The organism is Enterocloster citroniae, from assembly GCF_040545455.1.
In the GTDB taxonomy this organism is placed as follows: Bacteria; Bacillota; Clostridia; order Lachnospirales; family Lachnospiraceae; genus Enterocloster; species Enterocloster citroniae.
Genome location: NZ_JBEPLZ010000025.1, coordinates 1 through 24,903 on the forward strand (window position 1 = coordinate 1; position 24,903 = coordinate 24,903).

The following is a 24,903-nucleotide window of genomic DNA, read 5'->3' on the forward strand; positions in this document are numbered from 1 at the left end:
AGAATTTTCAGGGTTTTACATACTATTTAATCTTCAATTATCAAGGTTCGTTTGTTGTTGTCTTGTTCAGCAGCAACTTTTATATCTTATCACAGTCGTTTGCGTTTGTCAACAACTTTTTAAACTTTTTTTATTTCTTACTCTCTTGCGCTTAAGCTCTCACCGCAGCGCAAGAGATATCTTACCAGATGGTTCGACAAATGTCAACAGCTTTTTTCATTTTTTGTAAAAACTTTTGACCAACTTTTCGCTGCTTTTTGCTGTCCTCGTTTTGCTGAGACTGCTTTGCCGGGCCTGTTTTACCGGGCTTGTTTCGCTGGGCCTGCTTTGCCGGGCCTGCTTCATCATCCGTCTGTTTGTTTCCAACACTACATCCCACTGTCCAATGTAAACCAGAACCGGACTCCGCCATCTACATTTTCAACACCGCAGGCTTTGTTGTGGGAATCCATAATGGCTTTCACAATGGACAGGCCGATTCCGCTCCCTCCATATTCCCTGGTCCTGGCCTTGTCTACTTTGTAGAACTTGGTCCAAAGATTGTCTAAATCCTCCTCCGGTATATGCTGTCCGGTATTAAACACAGTGACCCGTACCTCACCTTCCAACTGTTCCACACGGATTTCAATCCTTTTTTCGCCTTCCAGATGATTCAGGGCATTGTTCAGGTAATTGATGATGACTTCCTCTATCTTAAACTCATCGGCCCATACCCGTACCGGCCCAGCAGGCTCAAATATAACGGTCGCGTCCTTTTGCTGGAACAGGATACCGGAGGATGACAGCACGCCCTGGATCAGGGTCACCAGGTCAAACTGCTCCATCACGGGCATGTCATTGCCAAACTCAAGGGCGGTAAGATTCAGGAGCTGTTTTACCATCTTATTCATCTTATTGGCTTCATCCATGATCACATCACAGTAATAATCCCTGCTCTCCGGATCCTCAGCCATACCCTCCGTCAATCCTTCTGCATATCCCTGGATCAGGGCAATGGGTGTTTTCAGTTCATGGGATACATTGGCGATAAAATCTTTTCTCGTTTCATCAATGCGGATTTTTTCTTCTATATCCCTTTGGAGTTCATTGTTGGCTGTCTTCAGCGCTCCAATGGTTTCTTTCAGTTTTTCCGACAATGTGTTCATGCTGTGTCCCAGGATTCCGATCTCATCCTCCGAATTACCGGTATAGCGGGCTTCAAAATCCAGTTCCGACATCCTGGCCGACAAGGCGGCAAGGGAGCGGATGGGGGAAACCACCATTTTGGTGGTCCCGTACATAAGGATGCTGCCGAACACCAGGGCTGCAAGTCCCACATAGGCCATAAACTTATTGGAAACAGCAACACTTTCATGGATACTGGCCAGGGGCATGGACATGATGAATATGGTGCGGTTGTCATCAAAAAATCCCCAGCTCTCCAGATAATATCCCTGGGAACGCATATCATAGCTTTTCTGTATCTTATAATTGTCCTCCGAGATCAGGGTCTCTGTCTGGGGCGCGTTCTTTCCAAGAATATATTGGTGCACCCTTTCAGCCAGGAACCTGCCGTCCCTGAAGGGAGGCACCGTATTGTCGTTCATGCTGTCCACGATCACAATGGTGGTGTTATATTTTTCGCTCATCAGGCGCAGCATTCGGCTTGCCTCATTCTGTTCCCCGTCCTTGGAATAAAGGCTTTGAAGGTCATCGGTTATGTTTTCCCCTTCCTCCGCCTTTGCAATGACAAACTCATTCAGCTGTTCGTATGCGTCCTCCAGCAGTTTAAGCTTCTGTTTTGTATAGAAGCCTTCCAAAAAGAAGCTGTTCACCGCCCACAGGGTGATGAGCACCGCCGCCATAAGGCCGACAAATATCATGGTAAACCTCACCCTGATTGACTGTCTCATCCTTCATTCACCTCGAATTTATATCCCATGCCCCAGATCGTCTTAATATAATCACCTTTGTCCCCCATTTTGCTGCGAAGCTTTTTTACATGGGTGTCAATGGTACGGGCATCTCCAAAATAGTCGTAATTCCACACATTGTTCAGTATCTTCTCACGGGACAGGGCAATTCCCTGATTCTCTATAAAATAACTGAGGAGTTCAAACTCCTTATAACTCAGTTCGATCTCCCTGCCGTCTATGGTCACCTGATGGGCCGCCTTATCAATACATATGCCTCCCACACTCATATTCTCAGTGGATACCACATTGCTCCTGCGCAGGATCGCATCCACCCTGGCCACCAGGATCTTGGGACTGAAGGGTTTGGATATATACTCATCCACTCCCAGTGAAAATCCCTGAAGTTCATCCCGCTCCTCGCTTCTGGCCGTCAGCATGATAACAGGGACCTGGGAATATTTGCGAATGGTCTTTAACACCTCCCACCCGTCCATCTTTGGCATCATCACGTCCAGAAGCACCAGGGAAATGTCTTTCTGTGCAAAGAATATATCCACTGCCTCCTCGCCATCCCCAGCCTCGATCACTGAAAATCCTTTATTGGTAAGGAAATCCTTAACCAGTTTTCTCATTCTGGCTTCATCATCCACCACTAATATTTTAAGAGCATCCACGGTGCTGCCTCCTTCACTTTGCCGACACGGTACTGCTTTTGTACTGCACAAGGCATGATCAATTGATTTTATAGGCTTTATTTTAACAAAAAAAAAGAATTTTTTCCATCATTTCACACAAGTTTCACACCTTGGCCATGATAATTACATAAAGAGACAAAAAGAGCCCCGGGAAAGCTCCCGAAGCCCAATGGCCGTTTGTAATATTGTCTGTTATCTTGTCTGTCTTCCTGTATATTATCCTGTGAATGGACCGGTCTTTTAGTCCTCTTCTTCTAATTCATCCTCGCCCACAAGTTCATCATACTCCTGGGAATCCAACAGCTCGTCAAATGCATCTGCCACGATCTCATACTCATCATCATCCTCGATGTTGTCCAGGGTAGGAGCGCCGTCCTCAGTCTCGCTGTAGCGGTAAAGGTAAACCTCTCCCTCCTCTGATTCCACGCCTTCTACCGGAAGAAGGGCAATATATTCCCGCTCGCCTGCGGTGAAAATGGTCAGTACCACACACTCTACCTCTGTATCATCATCCAGGGTCAGGGTTACTGTCATCTCCTGCTCTTCTTCATTCAAATTCTTCTCGTCTGCCATATTGTAATTCCTCTCTTACTTTCTTTCCCGGTACGCTGCTGACAGGTACCGTATTGATGTTTCATTCTTACACTCTATCAGACTAGCCCTAAAATTGCAAGAAAATATTATTTAATATTCAATCCCTTCCCTTGCGCCGATCCCCTGTTCAAAGGGGTGTCTGCGCATGACCATTTCCGTAATATAATCACTGCATTTTTCCATATGCTCCGAAGGCCCCCTGCCTGTCAGGATGACCTCCATGTGCTCCGGCCTGTGGCGGATGGAATTTAACACCAGGTCCTCATCTACAAATCCCAGATTACATGCACCTATGATCTCATCCAGAACCAGCATGTCAAATCCGCCTTCCCCATCCTGGCCCACGGCCATTTCCCAGGCCTTATAAAAATTGTCCCGGTAATAGACGGATGCAGCCTGCTTCTGGGCCGGAGTCATTTCCCAGGAAAAACCAAAGTTCTGGTCGCAGGGCAGCAGAGTGATCCCAGGCACGTGGGCCAAAGCCAAAACCTCGCCGGAATCATCTGTTTTCAGGAAACGCGCGATCAGTACACGCATTCCTCTGCCTGCCGCACGCACCGCACTTCCAATGGCCATGGTGGTCTTCCCTTTTCCATCTCCGCAATATATATGAACCAGACCTTTCATTCTTCTGCCTCCTCTGCAAATCGCGACTTTTCCTGCTTTTTGTGATAGCGTTCCCTCACATAATAGATATGGAGCCTTTCCTTTGCCCTTGTCATGGCAACGTAAAACATCCTGCGCTCCTCCTCCACATCCGGATCCAGAACCGCCTTGTGATGGGGCGTGATCCCTTCATTGGCGTCCAGGATATACACCACCCGAAATTCAAGTCCTTTGGAGCTGTGCATGGTCATGAGGCTTACCCCTTTTTCCCGCCCGTTTCCCCCCTGGGCTTGTTTTAGCAGCTGATCCCTGTAATGGTCCATATGGGCAAACCATGCATCGTATGTCTTAAACCCAGCTGCACTCTCCTGAAGCTGGTCCAATACCTCCAGAAGCTCCTCCGGCTTCATCCTGCGCTCCCCGGCATACTCTCTCAGGTATGAATCATAATCCACCGCCTTGCGGATATAGTTTACAGCAGCTGCAGGCGCCATGGTCTTCAGCATGATGAGATCGTATTCCAGCTGTTCAATTCTGTCCAGCATCCAGTTTTTGTCCTGGTAAAAGGATTTGACCGCCTCCCAGTTCACCATCTGCCCTTCCAGCGCATCCCTGCTCACATACCGCTTGGGCCGGTTGATGATGGTGAGGATATTGGACCGGCTCAGGTCGCCGGTTGCTGCTTTTATATAAGAAAGTACATTTTTGACGATCCAGTGGTCATAGAGGTTGGGAACCGTATCCCGCATATTAAAAGGAATATTGTATTCCATCAGTTTTTCGATCAACAGACGCGGCCCCAGATTGGTGCGGTAGAGCACGGCCATGTCCTCATAGGCAATTCCCATGGAGGCATAGTCCCGAAGTTCCCCGGCAATGGCCAGGCTCTCGTCTATGGGCTCAGGCCACTCACGTATGTCCAGGGGGCGTCCATTGCCCCTGGCTGCCCGTATGTCTTTGGGAAACCGGGTTCTGTTGTGCCGGATCACATTTCCGGCAGCCTCCACGATCTGGCGGCTGGAGCGGTAATTCTGGTCCAGCAAAAGACGCGGGGCATCGGGATAGTCCCGCTCAAACCCCAGCATGATCTCAGGCTTGGCGCCTCTGAACCGGTAGATGGACTGGTCATCATCCCCCACTATGAACAGGTTATTCTCAGGCTCAGCCAGCATTCTCACGATCTCATACTGGATCCTGTTAATATCCTGAAACTCATCAATTAGTATGTACTTGTATTTGTTCTGCCATGCAGACAGGATATCCGGCCTTTCTTTAAACAGCTGATAGCACATGACCAGCATATCATCAAAATCCAGGAGTCTGCGCTTTCTCAGCTGCTCCTCGTACCCAAGGAACAGCTGCTTAAATACATCCTCTGAGCAGTTCTTTGCATAATAGTGGTCCAGGTCCATCAGCTCCCCCTTGACCATGCTGATCTCACTGAGGACAGAAGCGATAAACTCCCCCTCATCCTCCACCTCCAGGTCACAGTGTTCCAAAAGTTCCCTGACAAACTGGATCCTCTGTTCCTCCCTCACAATATTGGCGGCCTGATACCGGTACGCCAGTTTGAGGATCAGAAAAAAGACAGAATGGAAAGTTCCAAAGGAAACTCTGCTGCATCCTGCCTGGGTCATTTGTTCATACCGCTCCTTCATCTCCCTGGCCGCTGCCCTGGTAAAGGTAATTACCAGTATATGTCCCGGGTCCACTCCGGCTTTTTCCGTGAGATAGCGGACCCGGTTGGTGATGACCGTAGTCTTTCCCGAACCGGGTCCTGCCAGCACCAGCATAGGCCCCTGCCTATGCCGGATCGCCTTTTTTTGAGTTTCATTAAATGCCATGCAATACTGTCCTTACTATTCCTAAGACCGGTCTGTTCCGCCGTTCACTTGTTCACGGAGTTTTTCAATTCCCTTTCTCAGCCTTGCCAGGGACTCTTCCTTTCCAAGCACTTCCATGATCTCAGTGGCGCCTGCTGGGGTCATCTGCTTGCCGGATACAGCGGTCCTGATGGGCCACATCACAAATCCGGTCTTCACCCCAGTCTCCTCCACATACCCGGAAAGGACAGAGTAAAGAGCATCGTTGCTGTAATCCTCCTGATCTTCCAGTACAGGCAGAAGGTCTGTCAGTACCTTTAGCGCGGTTTCACTGTTGGTCTTCATCTTCTTATGGGTGTACATGGCTGCATCATACTCCGGAAGCTCCTCAAAGAAGTCAATATGGCCTGCAATTTCGGGGAATACCTCGATCCTTGTCTTGACCATGGATGCGATCTTCCTAAGGTCCAGGTCCTTTTTGATCACTGCCCTGATATAGGGCTCTGCCATCTGGAAAAACTGTTCAAAATCCATGGCCTTCATATATTCACTGTTCATCCACCTAAGCTTGGTCATGTCAAACACGGCCGGCGATTTGCTCATGCGGCGGTAGTCAAATTCCTTTACCATCTCCTCCAACGAGAAGATCTCGCGGTTATCCTCCGGTGACCAGCCAAGAAGGGCCACATAATTCACCACTGCCTCGGATATAAACCCCTGCTCCAGAAGATCCTCAAAGGATGAATGGCCGCTTCTCTTGCTCAGCTTATGGTGTTCCTCGTCCGTGATCAGCGGGCAGTGCACATACACAGGCACCTCCCAGCCAAATGCCTCATAAAGGCGGTTATACTTGGGTGATGAGGACAAATATTCATTGCCCCTCACCACATGGGTGATGCCCATCAGATGGTCGTCCACCACATTGGCAAAATTATAGGTGGGATACCCGTCCGACTTGATGAGTACCATATCGTCCAGCTCGGAATTATCCACTGTGATGTCTCCATAGATCTCATCCTTAAAGGTAGTGGTACCGGTGACAGGATTATTCTGACGGATGACATAGGGCATACCGGCCGCCAGATTGGCCTCCACCTCTTCCCTGGAAAGGCCAAGGCAGTGTTTGTCGTAAGCCATGATCTCCTCGCCGTTCACTGTCTTTTTCAGGGACGAAAGGCGCTCCGGGGTACAAAAGCAGTAATATGCTTCCCCCTTATCAACCAGCTTCCTGGCGTATTCCAGATAGATCCCTGATGCCTGGCGCTCGCTCTGTACATACGGACCCACGCCGCCGTCCTTGTCCGGGCCTTCATCGTGGATCAGCCCCGTGTCCTTTAGCGTCTGGTAAATGATCTCCACAGCGCCTTCCACATAACGCTCCTGGTCTGTATCTTCAATGCGGAGCAGAAAATCCCCGCCCTCATGCTTTGCGATCAGATAGGCATATAATGCCGTCCTCAAATTCCCCACATGCATCCTGCCGGTTGGGCTGGGTGCATATCTTGTCCTTACTCTGCTCATGTTTATCAGTCTCCTATATTTTCCTTTTTCAGGGAAATGAACCGGGCCCGCCTGTATCTCGGGCACTGTCATCCCCTGATTATTACTCATAAAAAATATTATATAACGAAGGTCAAAAAAAGACAATGCCTGATTTTCCACCAGGCACTGCCTCATTGTGCGTCTTATTTAAAGATGGCACCTTCCAGATCGGATGCAAACTTATCCATATCAACAGGCATCCATGAAACCTTTTCCTTGCCGCTTACTTCCACCTTCATTTTCTCGCACTTCACAGTCACGTCAGTGGTTTCCGCAGACGGCTCCATCTCTCCAACCTTTGCCACAAACTGCTTGATCACATCCTGCATCAGCTTCTGGGCGGCTTCCTCGTCACCTGACATGACTGCAGCCATGGTCTCTTCGTCCATGTTGGTCTGCATCTCGGTTATAAGGTCGTTCATGATCTGAGCCAGACCATCGCTGGAATAGCCTGTCACTTTGAGAAGGACGGTGGTCTCATCCTTTGTCTCACTCTGGATCTCAGCCGTGTAGCTCAGCTTGTTCAAAAGGCCTGTCATGGTATCGGACATTTCCTGAACTTCCTCATCCGTGAAGTCAATGCCAAACCCGCCAAACTGATCCTTTAGCATATCAGTCATCTCAGTATAGTCTTCCGCCAGCAGGGATGACCTTACATCATCCTCAGAGGCAAATCCCAGCAGATCCTTCATTGGGATTGCATTTTCCTTTACCACCAGGTCGTACATGGCTCCCACTACCTGATCTGCCGGTGCGAGCTTGCTCTGGCATCCTGTCAGAACCACACTGCACATCATCAGGACTGCTGCCATCAGCAGCGCCAGCTTTGTTTTCATTTTTTTCATAATACTTTTCTCCTCTTTCTATATTGCTATCATAACAGAAATTTTATTTTTCTGCTGCAGCCTCTTCCTTTTTGCCGGCCAGGTCGCTTGGTCTCATGGTCAGGTTGATCCTGCCCATCTTGTCAACCTCAGTTACCTTAACAGTAACTTCGTCTCCAATATTGACCACGTCTTCAACCTTGCCCACTCTCTTGTCGGACAGCTTGGAAATATGGACCATGCCGTCCTTGTTGGGAGCCAACTCCACAAATGCGCCGAAGTTCATGATGCGCACTACCTTGCCGTTAAATACCATACCGGCTTCAATGTCTGTCACGATTCCGGTAATAATGGTGATGGCTTTGTCGATCATGGTCTCATCCGTACCGCACACGCTGACGGAACCGTCATCTGTGATATCGATCTTAACTCCAGTCTCCTCGATGATCTTATTGATCACCTTACCCTGCTTGCCTACCACATCGCCGATCTTCTGAGGATCAATGCTGATCTGCTTGATCTTTGGAGCATATGGGCTTAAATGCTTTCTGGGCTCGGAGATAACAGGCTTCATTACATCCTCCAGAATGTGCATTCTGGCTTCTCTGGTCCTGGTTATGGCCTCCTCGATAATGGGTCTTGTAAGGCCGTGGATCTTGATATCCATCTGGATGGCTGTGATACCGTTTTTGGTACCGCCAACCTTAAAGTCCATATCGCCGAAGAAGTCTTCCAGGCCCTGGATGTCGGTGAGTACAATATAGTCGTCATCCGTATCACCTGTCACCAGACCGCAGGAAATACCGGCTACCATCTCCTTGATGGGCACACCTGCCGCCATCAGAGACAGAGTAGATGCACAGATACTTGCCTGAGAGGTGGAACCATTGGATTCCATGGTCTCGGACACGGTACGGATCGCATATGGGAATTCTTCCGCACTTGGCAGCACGGGGATCAGCGCCCTTTCTGCCAGTGCGCCATGACCGATCTCACGGCGTCCCGGTCCCCTGCTTGGCTTTGTCTCGCCAACGGAGAAGGACGGGAAATTATAGTGGTGCATATAACGCTTGCTGGTCTCATTCTCATCCAGGCCGTCAATCCTCTGTGCATCGGAAAGAGGTGCCAGGGTGCAGGCGTTAAGGATCTGGGTCTGTCCGCGTGTGAACATACCGGAACCGTGTACTCTGGGCAGAAGGTCCACTTCAGCCGCCAGATGGCGGATCTGATCAATGGCACGGCCGTCCGGACGCTTGTGATCCTTTAAGATCATCTTGCGCACGGTCTTCTTCTGGTACTGATAAACAGCCTCTCCCAGCACGGAAAGCCACTCTTCGTTGTCGGCAAATGCCTCTTCCAGGCGCTCTGTCACAGCAGCAATGTTCCTCTCACGTGTCTGCTTGTCATCAGTAAACACAGCCTCCTCCATCTCTGAGGGAGGAACGATCTCCTTAATGGCTGCAAACAGTTCTTCCGGAACAGCGCAGCTTTCATAGGTATGCTTTTCCTTGCCGCACTCAGCTACAATGGTGTCGATAAAGCGGATAATCTCCTGGTTCACTTCGTGTGCCTTAAAAATAGCATCGATCATCTGCTGCTCCGGGACCTCATTGGCACCGGCCTCGATCATGATCACCTTTTCCCTGGTAGATGCAACAGTCAGAGCCATGTCGGAAACCTGCTTCTGATCTGCTGTGGGGTTGATGACAAACTCTCCGTTCACAAGACCTACCTGTGTGGTTGCGCATGGTCCGGCAAAGGGGATATCGGAAATACTGGTCGCAATGGCGGAACCCAGCATAGCGGTCAGTTCAGGGCTGCAGTCCGGATCAACGGACATTACGATATTATCCAGCGTAACATCATTGCGGTAATCCTTTGGGAACAGAGGGCGCATGGGGCGGTCGATCACACGGCATGTAAGGACAGCGTTCTCAGATGCCTTTCCCTCTCTCTTGTTAAATCCTCCCGGGATCTTTCCTACGGAATATAATTTCTCCTCGTATTCCACGCTCAGGGGGAAGAAATCGATTCCCTCCCTTGGCTTTGAGGATGCTGTTGCGGTTGCAAGTACAACGGTATCGCCGTAGTGCATGAATGCTGCACCATTGGCCTGTGCTGCCACCCTGCCCACTTCCACGGTCAGTTTGCGTCCTGCCAGGTCCATACTAAAACTTTTAAACATATTGGTGTCTCCTTTTCTTTCATTAAATATTGTTAGTTGGGAGACAAAAAAGATGCCGAAACTACTGATCTGCCTGCAGAATGCCTGACCCTGACTTGCTTTTTGTCAATTCCTGCAGGTACATCAGCGGTCTCGGAATTTCTCCCTTGTCCGCCCATGATACTATGCCTTATGGCTTTCTCCCTGGTACTTCCATGTCTTTTGCCTGTTTGAAAAAGCAAATATAGGGTGGAGTCCCCTCCACCCTAATCTTCAGAATTACTTTCTGATACCCAGCTTCTCGATTAATGCACGATATCCTTCCAGATCAGTCTTCTTTAAGTAATCCAGAAGACCCCTTCTCTGTCCAACCATCATCAGAAGACCTCTTCTGGAGTGATGATCCTTTGGATTCTGCTTTAAATGTTCGGTCAGTTCGGTGATCCTTTCTGTCAGGATAGCGATCTGAACCTCCGGTGAGCCTGTGTCTCCAGGCTTGCGGCCATACTGTGCAATGATCTGTGCTTTCTTTTCCTTAGAAATCATGGTAGTTCCTCCTTAATATTATTCGTCTCACCGTAAACCAGGCTAATGGCTGGAGTAACCAGGTAACCGGGCATCGGCGTCATTTCATACCGGTTCAGTATAGCACAGTCCAAGCTGGTTGTAAACCGGTAATTTTACATTTATTTTTTATCTCTTAACCTATCTCTTTACCTGGATCTCGGGGTGGCGCTCAAAGTAATCAGCTGCAAACACCTTGTCCATCTCGATGCGCTGCTTCAGTTCCTCCAAAGAGGAAAATTTCTGCTCCGGCCTGTCAAAGGCCAGCAGCTGGACTTCTATGACCTTTCCGTAAAGGTCCTGATGCATATCAAATATATAGGTTTCCACCCCAACCGGATTTCTGCCCTCCACCGTGGGCTTGCGCCCGATGTTGGTAACGCCCCGGTAATAGGTTCCATCCACCAGGACCCGGGACACATACACTCCAAACCGCGGCAGCCGTTTAATGGAGGGAGGCAGCAGATTGGCGGTGGGAAATCCCAGGATGCTTGTTCCGATATGGTTTCCATGGACCACCTCGCCGTGGACCGCATAGGGCTCGCCCAGCAGAGCATTGGCTTTTTCCACATTTCCCTTTTCCAGTTCTTCCCGGATATAGGTGCTGCTGATGTCCCTCAGATGGTCCTTTTCCTTTTCAATCACATGGAGCCGGTATCCCAAGGTCTCCTCCAGCTGCTTTAAAAGCCGCGCATCCCCTGCGCCTTTGTATCCAAAGCTGCAGTCAGGACCCACCACGATCACCTTTGCCTGCATCCGGCCTGCCAGAATGTCTTTTACAAAATCCTCAGGCTTCATGCGGCGCGTTTCCTCACTAAAGGGATATTCCACCAGGTAATCCACCCCCATCTTCTCCATGTTGGCCCGTCTCTCCAGATTGGTGGTGATCACGGTCTGCGGCTGTCCGCTCATCATGGACAGCGGTGGTGTGCCGAATGTGAAGATGGCAGTGGGATATCCAAGGCTGGACTTCAACTCCTGCATGGTGAGCAAAAGCTTCTGGTGCCCCCTGTGTCTTCCGTCAAACTTCCCCAGGGTCACAATGGTTGGTTCTTCTATCTGAAATTCTGTGGTGTCTGCTATATACCTCATACTGCTATTCCTCGTTCTCTTCTGGTACTGGGGCCTGTTTAAAAAATTCATTCATTCCGGATGTCAGGAACATTTTCCAGGGCTTCCACCAGTGCCTGCTGTCCTGGTATTCATAAACGCCCACAAACCGGCCCCTGCTGTCATACATCCTGAATTTCTGTCCCTCGGCCAGATCCTTTACCCACTCCCTGTCATCCCCTGTATCCAGCTGGTTCTTAAAGCAGGGATTTCCATTGTATAACAAAGGATCCGCCTCAGGACGCACCTTCAAAACAGCGTATGACTGCAGGGCTGCTTCTACCGGGAAGATACAGGCGTCAAGGCGCCCTTCATCCCTGATGGCCTCAACCTCATCCAGCTTAAGGCTGTCTTTGATCTCAAAGCGGTCCACCCTGGTCCGCGTCAGGTGTTCCATACATCCCCCGCATCCCAGCCGTGCTCCAATGTCATGGCACAAGGTTCTGATATACGTGCCCTTGGAGCAGGTGACTTTCATCCACACCCTGGGCAGTTCCATCCGCTCCACCTGTATTTCCAGGATCTGTACCCGCCTGGCCTGGCGTTCAATCTCTTTCCCTGCCCTGGCAAGCTCATACAGCTTTTTCCCGTCCACCTTAAGCGCGGAATACATAGGAGGGATCTGGTCATATTCCCCCAGAAATCCCATCACTGCCTCTGTCACAGCCTTTTCATCCAGATCCATGGCAGACTCCCTGTGTTCCATTAACACCGTTCCGGTGGTATCCTGGGTATCGGTCACTGTTCCCAGGAGCATGACGGCTTCATATGTCTTGGACCGGTCTGTGAGCATATCACACAATCTGGTGCCCATGCCAAGGCACACCGGAAGTACGCCTTCCGCCGCGGGATCCAGTGTGCCGGTATGTCCGATCTTTTTCTGCTTTAAAATCCCTCTGAGCCGGGCTACCACATCGTGGGAGGTATAGCCCGGCTCCTTATATATGTTTATGATTCCGTGGTACATGGTCTTATCCTTTATTTCTGTGCCAAAGTATGTTTGGGCTTTGCTTTCAGGCACGGTCTGCGGCCTCGGGTTCCAGCTGTTTTGCAATGTGTCCGGACAGGTTGTTGATCACATCATGGATACTTCCTGTCATGGTGCATCCCGCCGCCCGCACATGGCCGCCCCCGCCAAAAAATGCGGCGATCCGGCTCACGTCCACAAGGCTTTGTGAGCGCATACTCACCTTATATTCCTGGGCTCCTGTCTGGTACAGGAAAATGGCCACCTCCACGCCATCTGTGAGGCGCAGCTGGTCAATGATCCCGTCCATATCCTTGCTGTCTACGCCGTAAAACTCCATCTCATTCTGGCGGATCGCGCTGAAAATACACTTTCCGTCAAAGAATGTAATGCTTTCCAGCAGTGCTCTTCCCAGGATCTGGTTCTGGATATATGTTTTTTTATAAAAGCTGTTGTCAATGATGGATCCAAAATCAATCCCCTTGGCCATCAGTTTTCCTGCGATCTCCATGGTGGTTCCTGAGGTACAGGAGTATTTGAATACGCCCGTGTCATGGACAATCCCCGTGTAAAGGCATTCCGCCACCCGGATATCGATCTTTTCCTCATCCAGCTGTCCATAAAGGACTTCGCAGGTGGAACTGGCTTCAGGAACCACCAGGTTACTGCCTGCAAAACGGGTGTTAGTCACATGGTGATCCAGACACAGGCTCTTCTTTGCCTGTGCAAGCAGGCTGGAAAATTCTCCCAGCCGGCCCACATCACCGCAGTCCAGGCAGACGCAGAGCTCATAGTTCTCCCCATCCGCCCGGTGGCGTATTTCATCAAATCCCTTCAGATAGCCGAATTTATCCGAGGCCTCCTCCAGGTACACTGCTGCCCGGATATCCGGGCAGTTAAGGCGGAGATAGTTATACAGTCCCAGTGCGGAACCCAGACAGTCCCCATCAGGGCGAATGTGTCCAAGAATCGCTACCGAACCCGTACCCTCTAACATCTGTTCCAAAATTGTCATCAGATCTCCTCCTCTTCACCTTCCTCATCCTGTCCTTCCCCTTGGTGAAGGTCCTTTGTGACCTCATCAATGAGCTTTGACATATTAACACCATACTCAATGGACTGATCCAGGATGAACTTAAGTTCCGGTGTATTGCGCAGATTGATCCTTCTTGCCAGTTCCCTGCGCACATACCCCTCCGCGCTCTTTAAGCCTTCAATGGTTGCCTTTGCCGCGTCTTCATTTCCCAGTACGCTGATATATGCCTTGCAGTACTTAAGGTCAGGCGTGACTTCCACGGAAACCACACTTGTCATGGGATGGATCCTTGGGTCTTTAATGCCATTGCGAATGATCTCACTCAATTCCCTGAGTACCTCCGCATTGATTCTAGTATTCTTTATGCTGTTCTTGCGCATGTTGCTCCTCTCTTTCCGTCCAGGAAAGGGCGTGACAGGCCGACCCTTTCACCGGTTCCGCCTGTCATCGTGTGTATGAGCGTATCTATCTTGGTACTTCTACCATGATGTAAGCTTCAATCTCATCATCTTCCTGGAGATCATTAAACTTCTCAAATACAAGGCCGCACTCGTAGCCGGCAGCCACTTCCTTTACATCATCCTTGAAACGTTTTAAGGATGCCAGCGGACCCTCAAAGATCTGGTCCTTGCCTCTGCTGACCCTGCAGCTGCATCCTCTCTGGAACTTGCCGTCCAGGACATAGGAACCTGCAATGGTACCCACGCCGGATGCCTTAAAGGTCTGTCGGATCACGGCATGGCCGATCACCTTCTCCTCAAATACAGGATCCAACATACCCTTCATAGCTGCTTCCACATCCTCGATCGCCTGGTAGATCACCTTGTAAAGGCGCATATCCACCTTCTCCCTCTCGGCAATGGACTTGGCCGTTGCGTCCGGGCGGATGTTGAAGCCAATGATGATGGCGTTGCTGGCAGATGCCAGGGAAACATCAGACTCATTGATCGCGCCTACGCCGCCGTGGATCACTTTTACCATAACCTCTTCATTGGAAAGCTTTGTAAGGCTCTGCTTAACCGCTTCCACAGATCCCTGCACATCAGCCTTGATGATCAGCGGCAGTTCTTTTACATTGCCTGCCTTGATCTGGCTGAACAGGTCATCCAGGGATAATTTCGCCTTGGTATCCTCGATCAGTTTGCTCTTGCCCTCTGAGATAAATGTCTCAGCAAAGCTTCTTGCTTCCTTCTCGCTCTCTGTTGCCACAAATACCTCGCCTGCGTTGGGCACATCATTCAGACCCAGGATCTCTACCGGCGTGGATGGCCCTGCCTCTTTTACTCTGCGGCCCCTGTCATCCATCATGGCACGGATCTTGCCAAAGCATGCGCCTGCGGCAATGGTATCTCCTACCCTTAAGGTTCCCTTTTGTACCAGGACAGTGGCCACGGGGCCCTTGCCCTTATCCAGCTCAGCCTCGATCACAAGGCCTCTTCCCTTACGGTTTGGATTGGACTTAAGTTCAAGGACATCTGCTGTCAGGAGAACCATTTCCAGCAGGTCCGTAATTCCCTCTTTGGTATGCGCGGATACAGGTACAAAGATCGTGCTGCCGCCCCAATCCTCAGAAATCAGTTCATACTCGGACAGCTCCTGTTTTACCTTATCCACATTGGCGCTTGGCTTATCGATCTTGTTGATGGCAACAATGATCTCCACGCCCGCTGCCTTTGCATGGTTGATGGCTTCCACGGTCTGAGGCATCACGCCGTCATCTGCGGCAACCACCAGGATTGCTATATCAGTGGACTGGGCGCCTCTCATACGCATAGCTGTAAACGCCTCATGTCCGGGTGTATCTAAGAAGGTGATCTTGCGGTCATTGATCTCGATGACGGATGCACCGATATGCTGTGTAATGCCGCCCGCTTCCCTTGCAGTTACATTGGTCTCACGGATCGCATCCAAAAGCGAGGTCTTACCATGGTCAACGTGTCCCATTACACACACAACCGGTGATCTGGGCACCATATCCTCCTGGCTCTCATCATCTTCCTTTAAGAGTTCTGCGATCACATCAACTTTTACTTCTTTTTCACAGAGTACATCAAACTCCATGGCGATTTCTTCCGCCTGCTCATAATCGATCTCCTGGTTCAGGGTCACGATCTGTCCCTTTAAGAAGAGCTTCTTAACGATCACGGACGGCTGCAGCTTCATCTTGTCAGCCAGTTCCTTAATGGTCAGGCTGTCCGGAAGAGTGATGGTCTTCACCTCATCAACCTTTGCATCCTCCTTTTTCGGCACCGGCATGATAAATGCGCCCTTGCCTGTTTTCGGAGTCTTCTTTCCGTCCTCTACGCGGTCTCTCTTATCGTAACGGTCATTTCTGTGAGCATTCTTATTACCACGGTTGCTGGTGGGTTTTGCCTGGATGGATGTCTCAAAGGAGGGTTTACCGTCCCTTGCGCCGCCCGGACGGCGGTTATCGCCGCGGGGCCCTCTGTTATCCCTTGCATCCTTATCTTTATCATCACCACGGCCTGCATAGCCTCCCTGGGGTCTGCCGCCATAGCCGCCTCCCTGGGGACGGTTGCCCTGATAGCCTCCCTGGCCCTGGGGTCTGTTGCCCTGATAACCGCCTGGACGGTTACCCTGGTAGCCTCCCTGCCCCTGGGGTCTGTTGCCCTGGTAGCCTCCCTGGCCCTGGGGTCTGTTGCCCTGGTAACCACCCTGACCTTGAGGTCTGTTGCCCTGGTAACCGCCTTCGCGGTTGCCCTGGTAGCCTCCCTGGCCCTGAGGTCTGTTGCCCTGGTAGCCGCCTTCGCGGTTGCCCTGGTAGCCTCCCTGGCCCTGGGGCCTATTGCCCTGGTAGCCGCCTTCACGGTTGCCCTGGTAGCCTCCCTGACCCTGGGGCCTGTTGCCCTGGTAGCCGCCTTCGCGGTTGCCCTGGTAGCCTCCCTGGCCCTGAGGTCTGTTGCCCTGGTAGCCGCCTTCGCGGTTGCCCTGGTAGCCTCCCTGGCGGTTGCCCTGATAGCCGCCTTCACGGTTGCCTTGGTAACCTCCCTGGCGGTTGCCCTGATAGCCGCCTTCACGGTTGCCCTGGTAGCCGCCTCCCTGGCGGTTGCCCTGATAGCCGCCCTCACGGTTGCCCTGGTAGCCTCCCTGACGGTTGCCCTGGTAGCCTCCCTCACGGTTGCCCTGATAGCCTCCCTGACGGTTGCCCTGATAGCCTCCCTCGCGGTTGCCCTGGTAGCTTCCCTGACCCTGAGGTCTGTTGCCCTGGTAGCCGCCTTCACGGCTGCCCTGGTAACCTCCCTCGCGGTTGCCCTGATCGCCTCCCTGGGAAGGGCTCTGTGTCCTGTTATTATCCCTTGCCTCAGGCGCAGCCGCAGTCTCGGCCGGATGGGCAGCGGGCGCTTCCTTTACAGCGGCCGGCTGAACTTCCTGAGCCTGAACCTGAGGACGCGGCGTCTCCTGCTGCACAGACGGTGCAGGGGCCGGCGCTTCCGCCCTGGGCGCCTGCTGCTGTGGCTGTGGTTTTGGCTGCGGCTTGGGAGGAGCAGGACGCTTGATCTGCTGCTGGGCATTCTGCGGCCTGAACACAGCCGTCAGTTTTTTCTTTCCCGCCTCAGGTCTGCCTGTGGACTCAGAAACAGTTTTAGAAGCTTCCGCCTTAGGCGCCTCCTGTTTGGACACATCTGTCCTGGGTGCTTCTGTCCTGGGTGTCTCACTTCTCGGCCCTTCTGTTTTTGGTGCTTCTGTCCTTGACATCTCAGTTCTCGGACCAGCCCCCGCCTTCTTATGATTTACAGATGATCTCACAATATTCTCCTGCTCCCTTGTAACATTGGATGCAGCGTACAAAGCGGCAGCAGTATCTTTTTGTTTTATAATTTCCAATATCTCTTTACTGGTTTTACCCAGTTCATTTGCCAGTTCACTTACTCTCATTCAAACTACCTCCATTTATATTCATTAGTTCTGCCATTGACTTTGCGAACCCTGCATCTTCCACGGACAGGGATGCTCGAAACTCCTGACCGATGGCGTGCCCCAGTTCATCCTTTGTTCCAAACAGATAGATTGGGACTTTATAGTGAGTGCACATATTGGTAAACATTTTCTTCGTATTATCCGAAGCTTCTTCCGATACGATTACCATTTGCGACCTTCCGCTCTTTACAGATTTCTCCGTCGAAAATTCTCCGCTGACCACTTTCCTTGCCCTCTTTGCAAGGCCAAGCAGGCTTAGCAGCTTTTTGCTATTTACCAAGCTCTTCCATCTCCTTTTCCAGAGTCTCATATACCTCTTTTGGAATGGGCATTTTAAAGGACCGATCCAACCCCTTGCTTTTCACGGCCTTTTTCAGGCATTCCATCGATGGGCACAGGTAAGCGCCTCTGCCGTTCTTACGGCCGGTGGCATCTAACACAATCTCATCTTCGGCGGTTTTTATAACTCTTATCATTTCTTTCTTGCTCTTCATCTCCTGACAGCCTATGCACTGTCTGAGCGGAACTTTTTTCATGCTCACATACATCACTCCTAATCTTTTCAGAGTATCCCTATTCCTGTTCGTTTACGTCTTCCTGGTAGTCCTCTTGATATTCCTGGTAGTTTTCCGGCTCCTCATACGTTTCTTCCTCAAAGCTTGCAGCCGGTGTGTCTCCGTACTGGAGGCCCATCTGCTCAAAGAGCCCCATCTCCCTTGCCTGTGTCTCGCTCTTGATGTCGATCTTAAAGCCTGTAAGCCTTGCAGCCAGCCTTGCGTTCTGGCCTTCCTTGCCAATGGCCAGGGACAGCTGGTAATCCGGCACGATCACCTGTGCCTCCCGCGCTTCCTCGTCAGCCACCACGCAGATCACCTTGGCCGGGCTCAGCGCATTCTCGATCAGGTACGCGGGATTGTCGTCCCAGTTGATAATATCAATCTTCTCTCCACGCAGTTCGCTTACAATGGAGTTGACCCTTGCACCGTTAAGGCCCACGCATGCGCCCACGGGATCCACATTGGAATCGTTGGATTTTACAGCGATCTTTGTTCTGGAACCTGCTTCCCTGGCAATGGCCTTGATCTCCACCGTGCCGTCACGCACCTCCGCAACTTCAGATTCAAACAGGCGCTTTACAAGGTCCGGATGGGTTCTGGAAACGGAAACCCTGGGTCCCTTTGGAGTATCCTTCACCTCGATCACGTATACCTTGATACGCTCGGTTGGGCGGAACGTCTCTCCCTTTACCTGCTCGCTCTCATTTAAGATCGCGTCCACTCTTCCCAGATTAATACTCACGTTCCTGCCCAGATAGCGCTGGACGATACCTGTCATAACATCCTTTTCCTTGGTATAATACTCATTGTAAAGGACCTTGCGCTCTTCCTCACGGATCTTCTGCAGGATCACGTTCTTTGCGTTCTGAGTGGCGATACGGCCAAACTTCTTGGAATCCAGGGGGATCTGCACCGTGTCTCCCACCTCATACTTTGGGCTCAGCATTTTGGCATCCGCCAAGCTGATCTCCAGGATATCGTCTTCCACGTTCTCTACAACGGTCTTCTCAGCATATACGGCAAAATCACAGGTGTTTGGATTCACTGTGACCTTTACGTTATCGGCTTTTCCAAAATGGTTCTTACAGGCAGTGAGCAGGGAGTTTTCGATCGCTTCGATCAGTGTATCCTTGGCGATATTCTTCTCCTTTTCCAAAACCTCCATTGCCTCCAACAGTTCCTTGTTCATGTTTATCCTCCTATCCATGCCTGGGCATGTGAATTAAAAATGCTTAAAAATCCAGTGCCAGCCGTATAAGGGCAATGTCCGGCTTCTCAAATACCATGAGGCTGCCGTCTTCCATGGTCAGCGTCACAGTATTTTCATCATATGCACTTAAGGCACCTGTAAATTCCTTCTGCTTATCAATCTGACGATACAGGCGCACATCCACATCCTTGCCCATGCTTCTGATAAAGTCCTTCTCTTTTTTCAGAGGACGGCCCAGACCCGGTGAACTGACTTCCAGGATATAGCTTTCATCAATAAAATCTTCTTTATCCAGCCATTCGCCTAACTTTCTGCTGATGACCTCGCAGTCGTCCACAGCGATCCCGCCTTCCTTATCAATATAAGCCCTGAGGTACCAGGTACCTGCTTCCCTTACATATTCCACATCCACAAGTTCAAAATGATGCTCATCCATCAGCGGAAGGAGGTATTTTTCTACTCTGCTCTCATAATTCTCCTTTTTTCCCATCCTTACACCACCTTTCTGATTCTACTCAAAACGAAAGAGTGGACCGGCGTCCACTCTTTATCAGTAATCTACATTAGTTATCGTATACACTATACCATCATGTTCCGGTAAATGCAAGCATTTTCAAGGATTTTGTTGAAATATTCCTGTAAATTAAAGCATTGCACGTCCTCTGCACCAGGTCTGGATCACACTGTAATCGTCATCCAGCACCACCAGGTCTCCATCGCATCCGGCTGCGATCCTGCCTTTTCGTTTATCCACCCCCAGGCACCTGGCAGGATTAATGGTACAGGAATTGACAGCGGTGTCAAAGGGAACCATGGCTTCCTCCACCAGGATCCTAAGTCCCCGGTTCATGTTCAGGGTGCTTCCCGCAATGGTGTCAGATCCCTTCAGCCGTGCCAGTCCGTCATCCCCGATCTCGATGTCGTGCCCTCCCAGCTGGTACTGTCCTCCCGGAGGGCAGTGCTTTGCGCGCAGGGAATCGCTGATCATAATGGAATAATCCCGTCCCTTGGAATGGAAGAAATTGTTAAGGGCAGCCAGGTGGGAATGGCAGCCATCGCATATGATCTCGCCGTAAATGTCCCTGACCCTCAAAGCAGTTCCCACCAGCCCCGGCTTGCGGTGATGGTACGGCGTCATGCCGTTGTACACATGGGTCATGGAGGTTGCGCCATTGGCAATTCCCAAAAGAGCCTGCTCATAGGTGGCCGCGGAATGCCCCATGCTCACCACCACGCCGTGGGTGGAACAATATCTTGTGAGCGCATGGTCCGGATCACGCTCCGGAGCCAAAGTGATATACTTAATCAGCCCCCCGGCCGCCGCCTGATACCGTTTAAACTGTTCCACAGAGGCAGTGGCAATGGCTTCCGGAGGCTGGGCCCCCTTGTACTCCATGTCCAAGAACGGGCCTTCAAAATGGATCCCCAGGATCTCTGCGCCCTCATAGCCTTCTTCCACCACGGCAGCCACATTTGCAACCGCCTTTGTAAGCACCTCCGGCATCTGGGTCACGGTGGTGGGCAGAATAGAGGTGACCCCCTCCTCAGGAATGCGCTTCATCCAGTTTCTCAATCCCTCCGGCTCTCCGTCATTGGTATCAAAATCATAAGCCCCATGGGTGTGGATATCAATAAATCCCGGAAGGATCCTCTTGTCCCCGTAATCATGGTCCACAGGTCCTGTACCGTAATTGTAAATGCGTTCAATGGTTCCCTTTTCAATCTCCAGCTGCGCTGCCACAAACTGGCCTCCTATCCAAATCCTCTTACCCTGAATCCTCATATCATCTTCTCCTTTCTCTTTCTTTCCCTTTGATACCCTCAGCGGACAGGGGAGTACACGGTTTTGCACCACAGATTTGCGATTCTGCGGCGTTACTGTCTCTGGGCGTAGCCGACTGACGTTAAGGCGGCCAGCCGCCAAAAGACGGCGGTTGGGGCGTGTGTGCCCTTGTTCACTGAGGGTACTCCCACCTCTATTATTTATATCCTTAGTTTATATCCTTTGAGTACAGTATAACACGTTAGAAATATTTTTCAATATAGTTCTTAAAATAAAAATATTTTTTATTATCTTTACACACACAGGTTTTCACCGAAAAGGAACGGACATGATACAAAAAAGGAACCATGACCAGTGACCGCATACCTGCCGGACCACTGTTTATGGTTCCCTTTCATTTCTGCTTATATTCCTTTTCGGTCCAGAAGAGCGGCTATGTGCGGAAAGGGTTCCAGACTGCGCCGCAGGATCCCATGTATATATGCAATGGTGATCCCATAATTGGTCATGGGTACGCACTGATCCCGGGCGCATTTCATCCTGTACTTCATCTCCCGCTCATTGAGCATGCATCCGCCGCAGTGGATGATCAAACGGTAGCCGCCCAGGTCGTCCGGAAATTCCGTTCCTGATGTAAATACAAATTCAGGTTCTGTTCCCGTAAAACCCTGTATCCAGGACGGAAGCTTCACCGTACCTATGTCACCGCACTGCCTGTGGTGTGTACACCCCTCTGATACCAGTATCCGGTCCCCTTTTCCTATGTGATCCAGAGCCGTCACGCCCTCCACCAGCTGTTCCAGATCCCCTTTATATCTGGCAAAAAGGATGGAAAAAGAAGTCAAAAGAATATCCTTTGGCGTATCTGCAGAAACCCTGGCAAATACCTGGCTGTCCGTGATCACCATTTTGGGCTTCTTCCCCAGCGCCGGCAGCACCCCTGCCAGTTCATTTTCCTTAAGGACAATGGCAGTCGCATCCGCTTCCAGGATATCGCGTATGGTCTGCTGCTGGGGCAGGATCAGCCGTCCCTTGGGAGCAGCCTTGTCAATGGGCACTACCAGCACTGCAAAATCCTGTGGTTCCAGCAGATCTCCCACAATCCTGCGGCTGTTCTCCTGGATCTTTCCCAGTGCGGCCAGGCACTCCTTAAGATCGGCGATCCCCTGACCGGTCAAGGCACTGACTTTTACCAGCGGGAGGCTTTGTTTCCAATCCACCTGCCCAGGATCTTTCTGTTCCAGGTCCATCTTGTTACAGACGATCACACAGGGAATCCGCTTTTCCTCTATGCGTTTTAAAAGGGAGCTGTCCTCAGGCGTCATGCCATGGCAATGGTCCACCACCAGGACAGCCACATCCGTCTTGTTCAGCACCTGATAGCTTTTCCTGACACGCAGGCTGCCCAGCTCCCCCTCATCATCGATCCCCGGAGTGTCGATCATCATCACAGGTCCCAGGGGAAGCAGCTCCATGGCCTTGTACACAGGGTCCGTGGTGGTTCCCTTCACATTAGAGACCACAGCCAGATTCTGGCCCGTGACAGCATTGAGCACGCTGGACTTGCCTGCATTTCTCCTTCCAAAGAACCCAATATGGACCCGATCCGATGCCGGTGTGTTATTCATTCCCATACGCTTTTGCTCCTCTTTTCCTTTTTCATTTGTAACTGTTTAAGGACGGCTCATCTTCTTGGCCGAAAAGCTGATACCCAACTGTTACTTTCATTATTATATTGCATATTACTACAGCCCCCATGGGCTGTCAATCCCCGGAAAGGAATTCTCTTTGTCGGACCTTTTCCGGAGCATAGGCGCACCGGGGCATAGGTGCACCGGGGCGCATTGGGATCCAGGGCGGAAAAACCCCTGCCCGGGGCATCTCAAACCGCAGGCAGGGGAATGGGGCACGCATGTTCTCCTTTATAATCCGCTCTCAATTTTCTGCCGTTTGATCCCATGCTTTTCGGCAAAGCCGGTAAGGATCATGGTCAGCGCTCCGTCTCCTGTTACGTTACAGGCTGTTCCAAAGCTGTCCTGCAGGGCAAAAATAGTGAGCATCAGGGCTGTTCCCGTCTCATTAAACCCGAGAACGCCTGTAATCAGGCCCAGGGACGCCATTACCGTACCGCCCGGAACGCCAGGCGCACCAATGGCAAATACTCCCAGGAGGGCACAGAACAAAAGCATGGTTCCCGTGGACGGGATATAACCGTAAAGTATCTTAGATATTGTCATAACAAAGAACACCTCCGTGAGCACGGAGCCGCACAGATGGATGTTGGCAAACAACGGGATGCCAAAATCCACCATATCATCCCTCAGAGGAGGCTGGGATTTCTTTGCACAGCGCAGAGCAACCGCCAGGGTTGCTGCGGAGGACATGGTTCCCACAGCCGTAATATAGGCCGGCCCGTAATTCTTGATCACATCCATGGGGTTCTTGCCTGAATATGCTCCGCCGATGGCGTACAGCAGGGCCATCCAGATATAGTGCCCGATCATGACAATGACGACCACCTGGATAAATACGGGCAGCTGTTTTGTTATGGTTCCTTCATATGACAATGCACAGAAGGTGAAAGCGATAAATACAGGAAGAATGGGAATAACAACTTTTGTTACAATGGACAGTACGATCTGCTGGAATTCCTCCAGGACATCTGTGATCACCCTTGCTTTGGTCCACGTGGCAGCCAGGCCCAAAAGCAGTGAAAAGATCAGGGCGCTCATCACCGGCATGATCTGGGGAATGTCCAGCTGGAACACGATCTCAGGCAGTTCCTTCAGCCCCTCCACCTCTGTGGCAATGGAAAGGTGGGGGATTATAAGATAGCCTGCCACCATGGAAAACAGCGCAGCGCCGATAGATGAAATATACGCAATTGAAACAGCAACTCCCAGCATTTTGGACGCATTATTCCCAAGCCTTGTAATGGAGGGAGCAATGAATCCAATGATGATCAACGGAACGCAGAATACGATCACCTGGTTCAGTATGTATTTGATCGTTACAATGACATGCATAAGACCTTCGCCGGAAACCTGGCCAATGACAATACCCAGAATAACCCCCAACAGTAATCGGAACGGTAAACTACTTGTTATTTTTTTCATACCTATTCTCCAATCATAATTTTTATGATCCCTTCGCCGGTCTCCCTCATCCCTTTATTTCCAGGCAGACCAACATTCTTACGTGTTGCCTCGACACCACTTGTCACAATGCCGCCTTCTCTGGTGTAACCTCAGCCATCACCTCCCATTCCTTTTGTGGATTCCCTGCCACGATCCGGTCCGCTGCCAAAATTCCCTTTCAGTGATCTGTATTGGGAATCCGGTTACTAAAAGAGTACCACATTTTATGCCCCCAGGTCAATGTCTGTATCATTACATGTTTCCCTGTTTAAGATTCCCTTATCTACCGGGGTATCTATTGTAAGTATATACATCTGCGGGTATAAGGTGAACCATAAAACCGTAATAAATAACTGCAGGGCTGCCGGACAACAGGAAACGGTCCGCAGCTCCGGGGAGTTTTTGAAAAAAACCTGAAAAACTTGGAATTTATATATCTGCGCTTTACATTTCCCCA

At 50.8% G+C, this 24,903-nt stretch carries 21 protein-coding genes; all 21 read right to left on the reverse strand.

All coding sequences use genetic code 11. The annotated features are described in order from the left end of the window. Positions 1-368: 368 nt before the first annotated feature. The 21 genes from ABID13_RS23240 to ABID13_RS23340 all read right to left on the reverse strand — a co-directional run bounded on the left by ABID13_RS23240 (position 369) and on the right by ABID13_RS23340 (position 24,425). Positions 369-1,892, reverse strand: coding sequence for a sensor histidine kinase (locus ABID13_RS23240; RefSeq protein WP_007869811.1), 1,524 nt, complete (start codon positions 1,890-1,892; stop codon positions 369-371). After that, on the reverse strand, positions 1,889-2,569 hold the full coding sequence (locus ABID13_RS23245) for a response regulator transcription factor (RefSeq protein WP_007869814.1): 681 nt from the start codon (positions 2,567-2,569) through the stop codon (positions 1,889-1,891). Before ABID13_RS23245 ends, ABID13_RS23240 begins: the two co-directional genes overlap by 4 nt. A 261-nt stretch (positions 2,570-2,830) precedes the next feature. Continuing rightward, on the reverse strand, positions 2,831-3,163 hold the full coding sequence (locus tag ABID13_RS23250) for a DUF1292 domain-containing protein (protein ID WP_007869817.1): 333 nt from the start codon (positions 3,161-3,163) through the stop codon (positions 2,831-2,833). 111 nt (positions 3,164-3,274) lie between these two features. Then, positions 3,275-3,811 carry a cob(I)yrinic acid a,c-diamide adenosyltransferase gene (locus ABID13_RS23255; protein ID WP_048930702.1) on the reverse strand — a complete coding sequence of 179 codons (537 nt, stop codon included), beginning with the start codon at positions 3,809-3,811 and terminating at the stop codon, positions 3,275-3,277. Continuing rightward, on the reverse strand, positions 3,808-5,634 hold the full coding sequence (locus tag ABID13_RS23260) for an ATP-dependent helicase (RefSeq protein ID WP_007869832.1): 1,827 nt from the start codon (positions 5,632-5,634) through the stop codon (positions 3,808-3,810). Before ABID13_RS23260 ends, ABID13_RS23255 begins: the two co-directional genes overlap by 4 nt. A 21-nt stretch (positions 5,635-5,655) precedes the next feature. Beyond that, a complete protein-coding gene (gene gltX / locus ABID13_RS23265; RefSeq protein ID WP_007869834.1) occupies positions 5,656-7,134 on the reverse strand; it encodes a glutamate--tRNA ligase in 1,479 nt (492 codons plus the stop codon). Between the two features lie 164 nt (positions 7,135-7,298). Further along, complete coding sequence (locus ABID13_RS23270; RefSeq protein ID WP_007869836.1) at positions 7,299-8,000, reverse strand: hypothetical protein; 702 nt, start codon at positions 7,998-8,000, stop codon at positions 7,299-7,301. 43 nt (positions 8,001-8,043) lie between these two features. Next, on the reverse strand, positions 8,044-10,164 hold the full coding sequence (locus tag ABID13_RS23275) for a polyribonucleotide nucleotidyltransferase (RefSeq protein WP_007869840.1): 2,121 nt from the start codon (positions 10,162-10,164) through the stop codon (positions 8,044-8,046). A 258-nt stretch (positions 10,165-10,422) separates the two neighbouring features. Then, a complete protein-coding gene (gene rpsO, locus ABID13_RS23280; RefSeq protein ID WP_007869843.1) occupies positions 10,423-10,689 on the reverse strand; it encodes a 30S ribosomal protein S15 in 267 nt (88 codons plus the stop codon). 159 nt (positions 10,690-10,848) lie between these two features. Continuing rightward, positions 10,849-11,799 (reverse strand): bifunctional riboflavin kinase/FAD synthetase, encoded by a 951-nt coding sequence (locus ABID13_RS23285; protein ID WP_007869844.1) that lies wholly within the window; start codon positions 11,797-11,799, stop codon positions 10,849-10,851. A 4-nt stretch (positions 11,800-11,803) separates the two neighbouring features. Further along, positions 11,804-12,784, reverse strand: a complete 981-nt coding sequence (gene truB, locus ABID13_RS23290; protein ID WP_007869846.1) for a tRNA pseudouridine(55) synthase TruB — start codon at positions 12,782-12,784, stop codon at positions 11,804-11,806. 46 nt (positions 12,785-12,830) lie between these two features. Next, entirely contained in the window at positions 12,831-13,799 is a 969-nt protein-coding gene (locus ABID13_RS23295; protein WP_007869848.1) for a DHH family phosphoesterase, read from the reverse strand. Continuing rightward, positions 13,799-14,200, reverse strand: a complete 402-nt coding sequence (rbfA, locus tag ABID13_RS23300) for a 30S ribosome-binding factor RbfA (protein ID WP_007869850.1) — start codon at positions 14,198-14,200, stop codon at positions 13,799-13,801. The genes ABID13_RS23295 and rbfA overlap by 1 nt, the downstream gene beginning before the upstream one ends. Before the next feature lie 85 nt (positions 14,201-14,285). Beyond that, the gene (infB, locus tag ABID13_RS23305) at positions 14,286-17,717 is read right to left on the reverse strand and encodes a translation initiation factor IF-2 (protein WP_354021268.1); all 3,432 of its coding nucleotides are present in this window, start codon (positions 17,715-17,717) and stop codon (positions 14,286-14,288) included. Beyond that, positions 17,704-18,039: a L7Ae/L30e/S12e/Gadd45 family ribosomal protein gene (locus tag ABID13_RS23310; RefSeq protein WP_007869863.1), complete on the reverse strand. Its 336-nt coding sequence runs from the start codon at positions 18,037-18,039 to the stop codon at positions 17,704-17,706. The genes infB and ABID13_RS23310 overlap by 14 nt, the downstream gene beginning before the upstream one ends. Next, the gene (gene rnpM / locus ABID13_RS23315; RefSeq protein ID WP_007869864.1) at positions 18,029-18,301 is read right to left on the reverse strand and encodes an RNase P modulator RnpM; all 273 of its coding nucleotides are present in this window, start codon (positions 18,299-18,301) and stop codon (positions 18,029-18,031) included. Before rnpM ends, ABID13_RS23310 begins: the two co-directional genes overlap by 11 nt. A gap of 31 nt (positions 18,302-18,332) precedes the next feature. Continuing rightward, positions 18,333-19,505 (reverse strand): transcription termination factor NusA, encoded by a 1,173-nt coding sequence (gene nusA, locus ABID13_RS23320; RefSeq protein WP_007869866.1) that lies wholly within the window; start codon positions 19,503-19,505, stop codon positions 18,333-18,335. 43 nt (positions 19,506-19,548) lie between these two features. Next, the gene (gene rimP, locus ABID13_RS23325; RefSeq protein ID WP_007869868.1) at positions 19,549-20,016 is read right to left on the reverse strand and encodes a ribosome maturation factor RimP; all 468 of its coding nucleotides are present in this window, start codon (positions 20,014-20,016) and stop codon (positions 19,549-19,551) included. 153 nt (positions 20,017-20,169) lie between these two features. Beyond that, a complete protein-coding gene (gene nagA / locus ABID13_RS23330; protein WP_007869870.1) occupies positions 20,170-21,309 on the reverse strand; it encodes an N-acetylglucosamine-6-phosphate deacetylase in 1,140 nt (379 codons plus the stop codon). A 404-nt stretch (positions 21,310-21,713) separates the two neighbouring features. Next, positions 21,714-22,943 carry a [FeFe] hydrogenase H-cluster maturation GTPase HydF gene (gene hydF / locus ABID13_RS23335; RefSeq protein ID WP_048930703.1) on the reverse strand — a complete coding sequence of 410 codons (1,230 nt, stop codon included), beginning with the start codon at positions 22,941-22,943 and terminating at the stop codon, positions 21,714-21,716. 288 nt (positions 22,944-23,231) lie between these two features. Next, positions 23,232-24,425 (reverse strand): dicarboxylate/amino acid:cation symporter, encoded by a 1,194-nt coding sequence (locus ABID13_RS23340; protein WP_048930704.1) that lies wholly within the window; start codon positions 24,423-24,425, stop codon positions 23,232-23,234. Positions 24,426-24,903 lie beyond the last annotated feature (478 nt).

Coding starts and splice junctions, on each gene's coding strand:
- ABID13_RS23240 (WP_007869811.1), bottom strand. CDS start 1,892: ATGAGACAGTCAATCAGGGTGAGGTTTACCATGATATTTGTCGGCCTT.
- ABID13_RS23250 (WP_007869817.1), bottom strand. CDS start 3,163: ATGGCAGACGAGAAGAATTTGAATGAAGAAGAGCAGGAGATGACAGTA.
- ABID13_RS23255 (WP_048930702.1), bottom strand. CDS start 3,811: ATGAAAGGTCTGGTTCATATATATTGCGGAGATGGAAAAGGGAAGACC.
- ABID13_RS23260 (WP_007869832.1), bottom strand. CDS start 5,634: ATGGCATTTAATGAAACTCAAAAAAAGGCGATCCGGCATAGGCAGGGG.
- gltX (WP_007869834.1), bottom strand. CDS start 7,134: ATGAGCAGAGTAAGGACAAGATATGCACCCAGCCCAACCGGCAGGATG.
- ABID13_RS23270 (WP_007869836.1), bottom strand. CDS start 8,000: ATGAAAAAAATGAAAACAAAGCTGGCGCTGCTGATGGCAGCAGTCCTG.
- ABID13_RS23275 (WP_007869840.1), bottom strand. CDS start 10,164: ATGTTTAAAAGTTTTAGTATGGACCTGGCAGGACGCAAACTGACCGTG.
- rpsO (WP_007869843.1), bottom strand. CDS start 10,689: ATGATTTCTAAGGAAAAGAAAGCACAGATCATTGCACAGTATGGCCGC.
- ABID13_RS23285 (WP_007869844.1), bottom strand. CDS start 11,799: ATGAGGTATATAGCAGACACCACAGAATTTCAGATAGAAGAACCAACC.
- truB (WP_007869846.1), bottom strand. CDS start 12,784: ATGTACCACGGAATCATAAACATATATAAGGAGCCGGGCTATACCTCC.
- ABID13_RS23295 (WP_007869848.1), bottom strand. CDS start 13,799: ATGACAATTTTGGAACAGATGTTAGAGGGTACGGGTTCGGTAGCGATT.
- rbfA (WP_007869850.1), bottom strand. CDS start 14,200: ATGCGCAAGAACAGCATAAAGAATACTAGAATCAATGCGGAGGTACTC.
- infB (WP_354021268.1), bottom strand. CDS start 17,717: ATGAGAGTAAGTGAACTGGCAAATGAACTGGGTAAAACCAGTAAAGAG.
- nusA (WP_007869866.1), bottom strand. CDS start 19,505: ATGAACAAGGAACTGTTGGAGGCAATGGAGGTTTTGGAAAAGGAGAAG.
- rimP (WP_007869868.1), bottom strand. CDS start 20,016: ATGGGAAAAAAGGAGAATTATGAGAGCAGAGTAGAAAAATACCTCCTT.
- nagA (WP_007869870.1), bottom strand. CDS start 21,309: ATGAGGATTCAGGGTAAGAGGATTTGGATAGGAGGCCAGTTTGTGGCA.
- hydF (WP_048930703.1), bottom strand. CDS start 22,943: ATGGGAATGAATAACACACCGGCATCGGATCGGGTCCATATTGGGTTC.
- ABID13_RS23340 (WP_048930704.1), bottom strand. CDS start 24,425: ATGAAAAAAATAACAAGTAGTTTACCGTTCCGATTACTGTTGGGGGTT.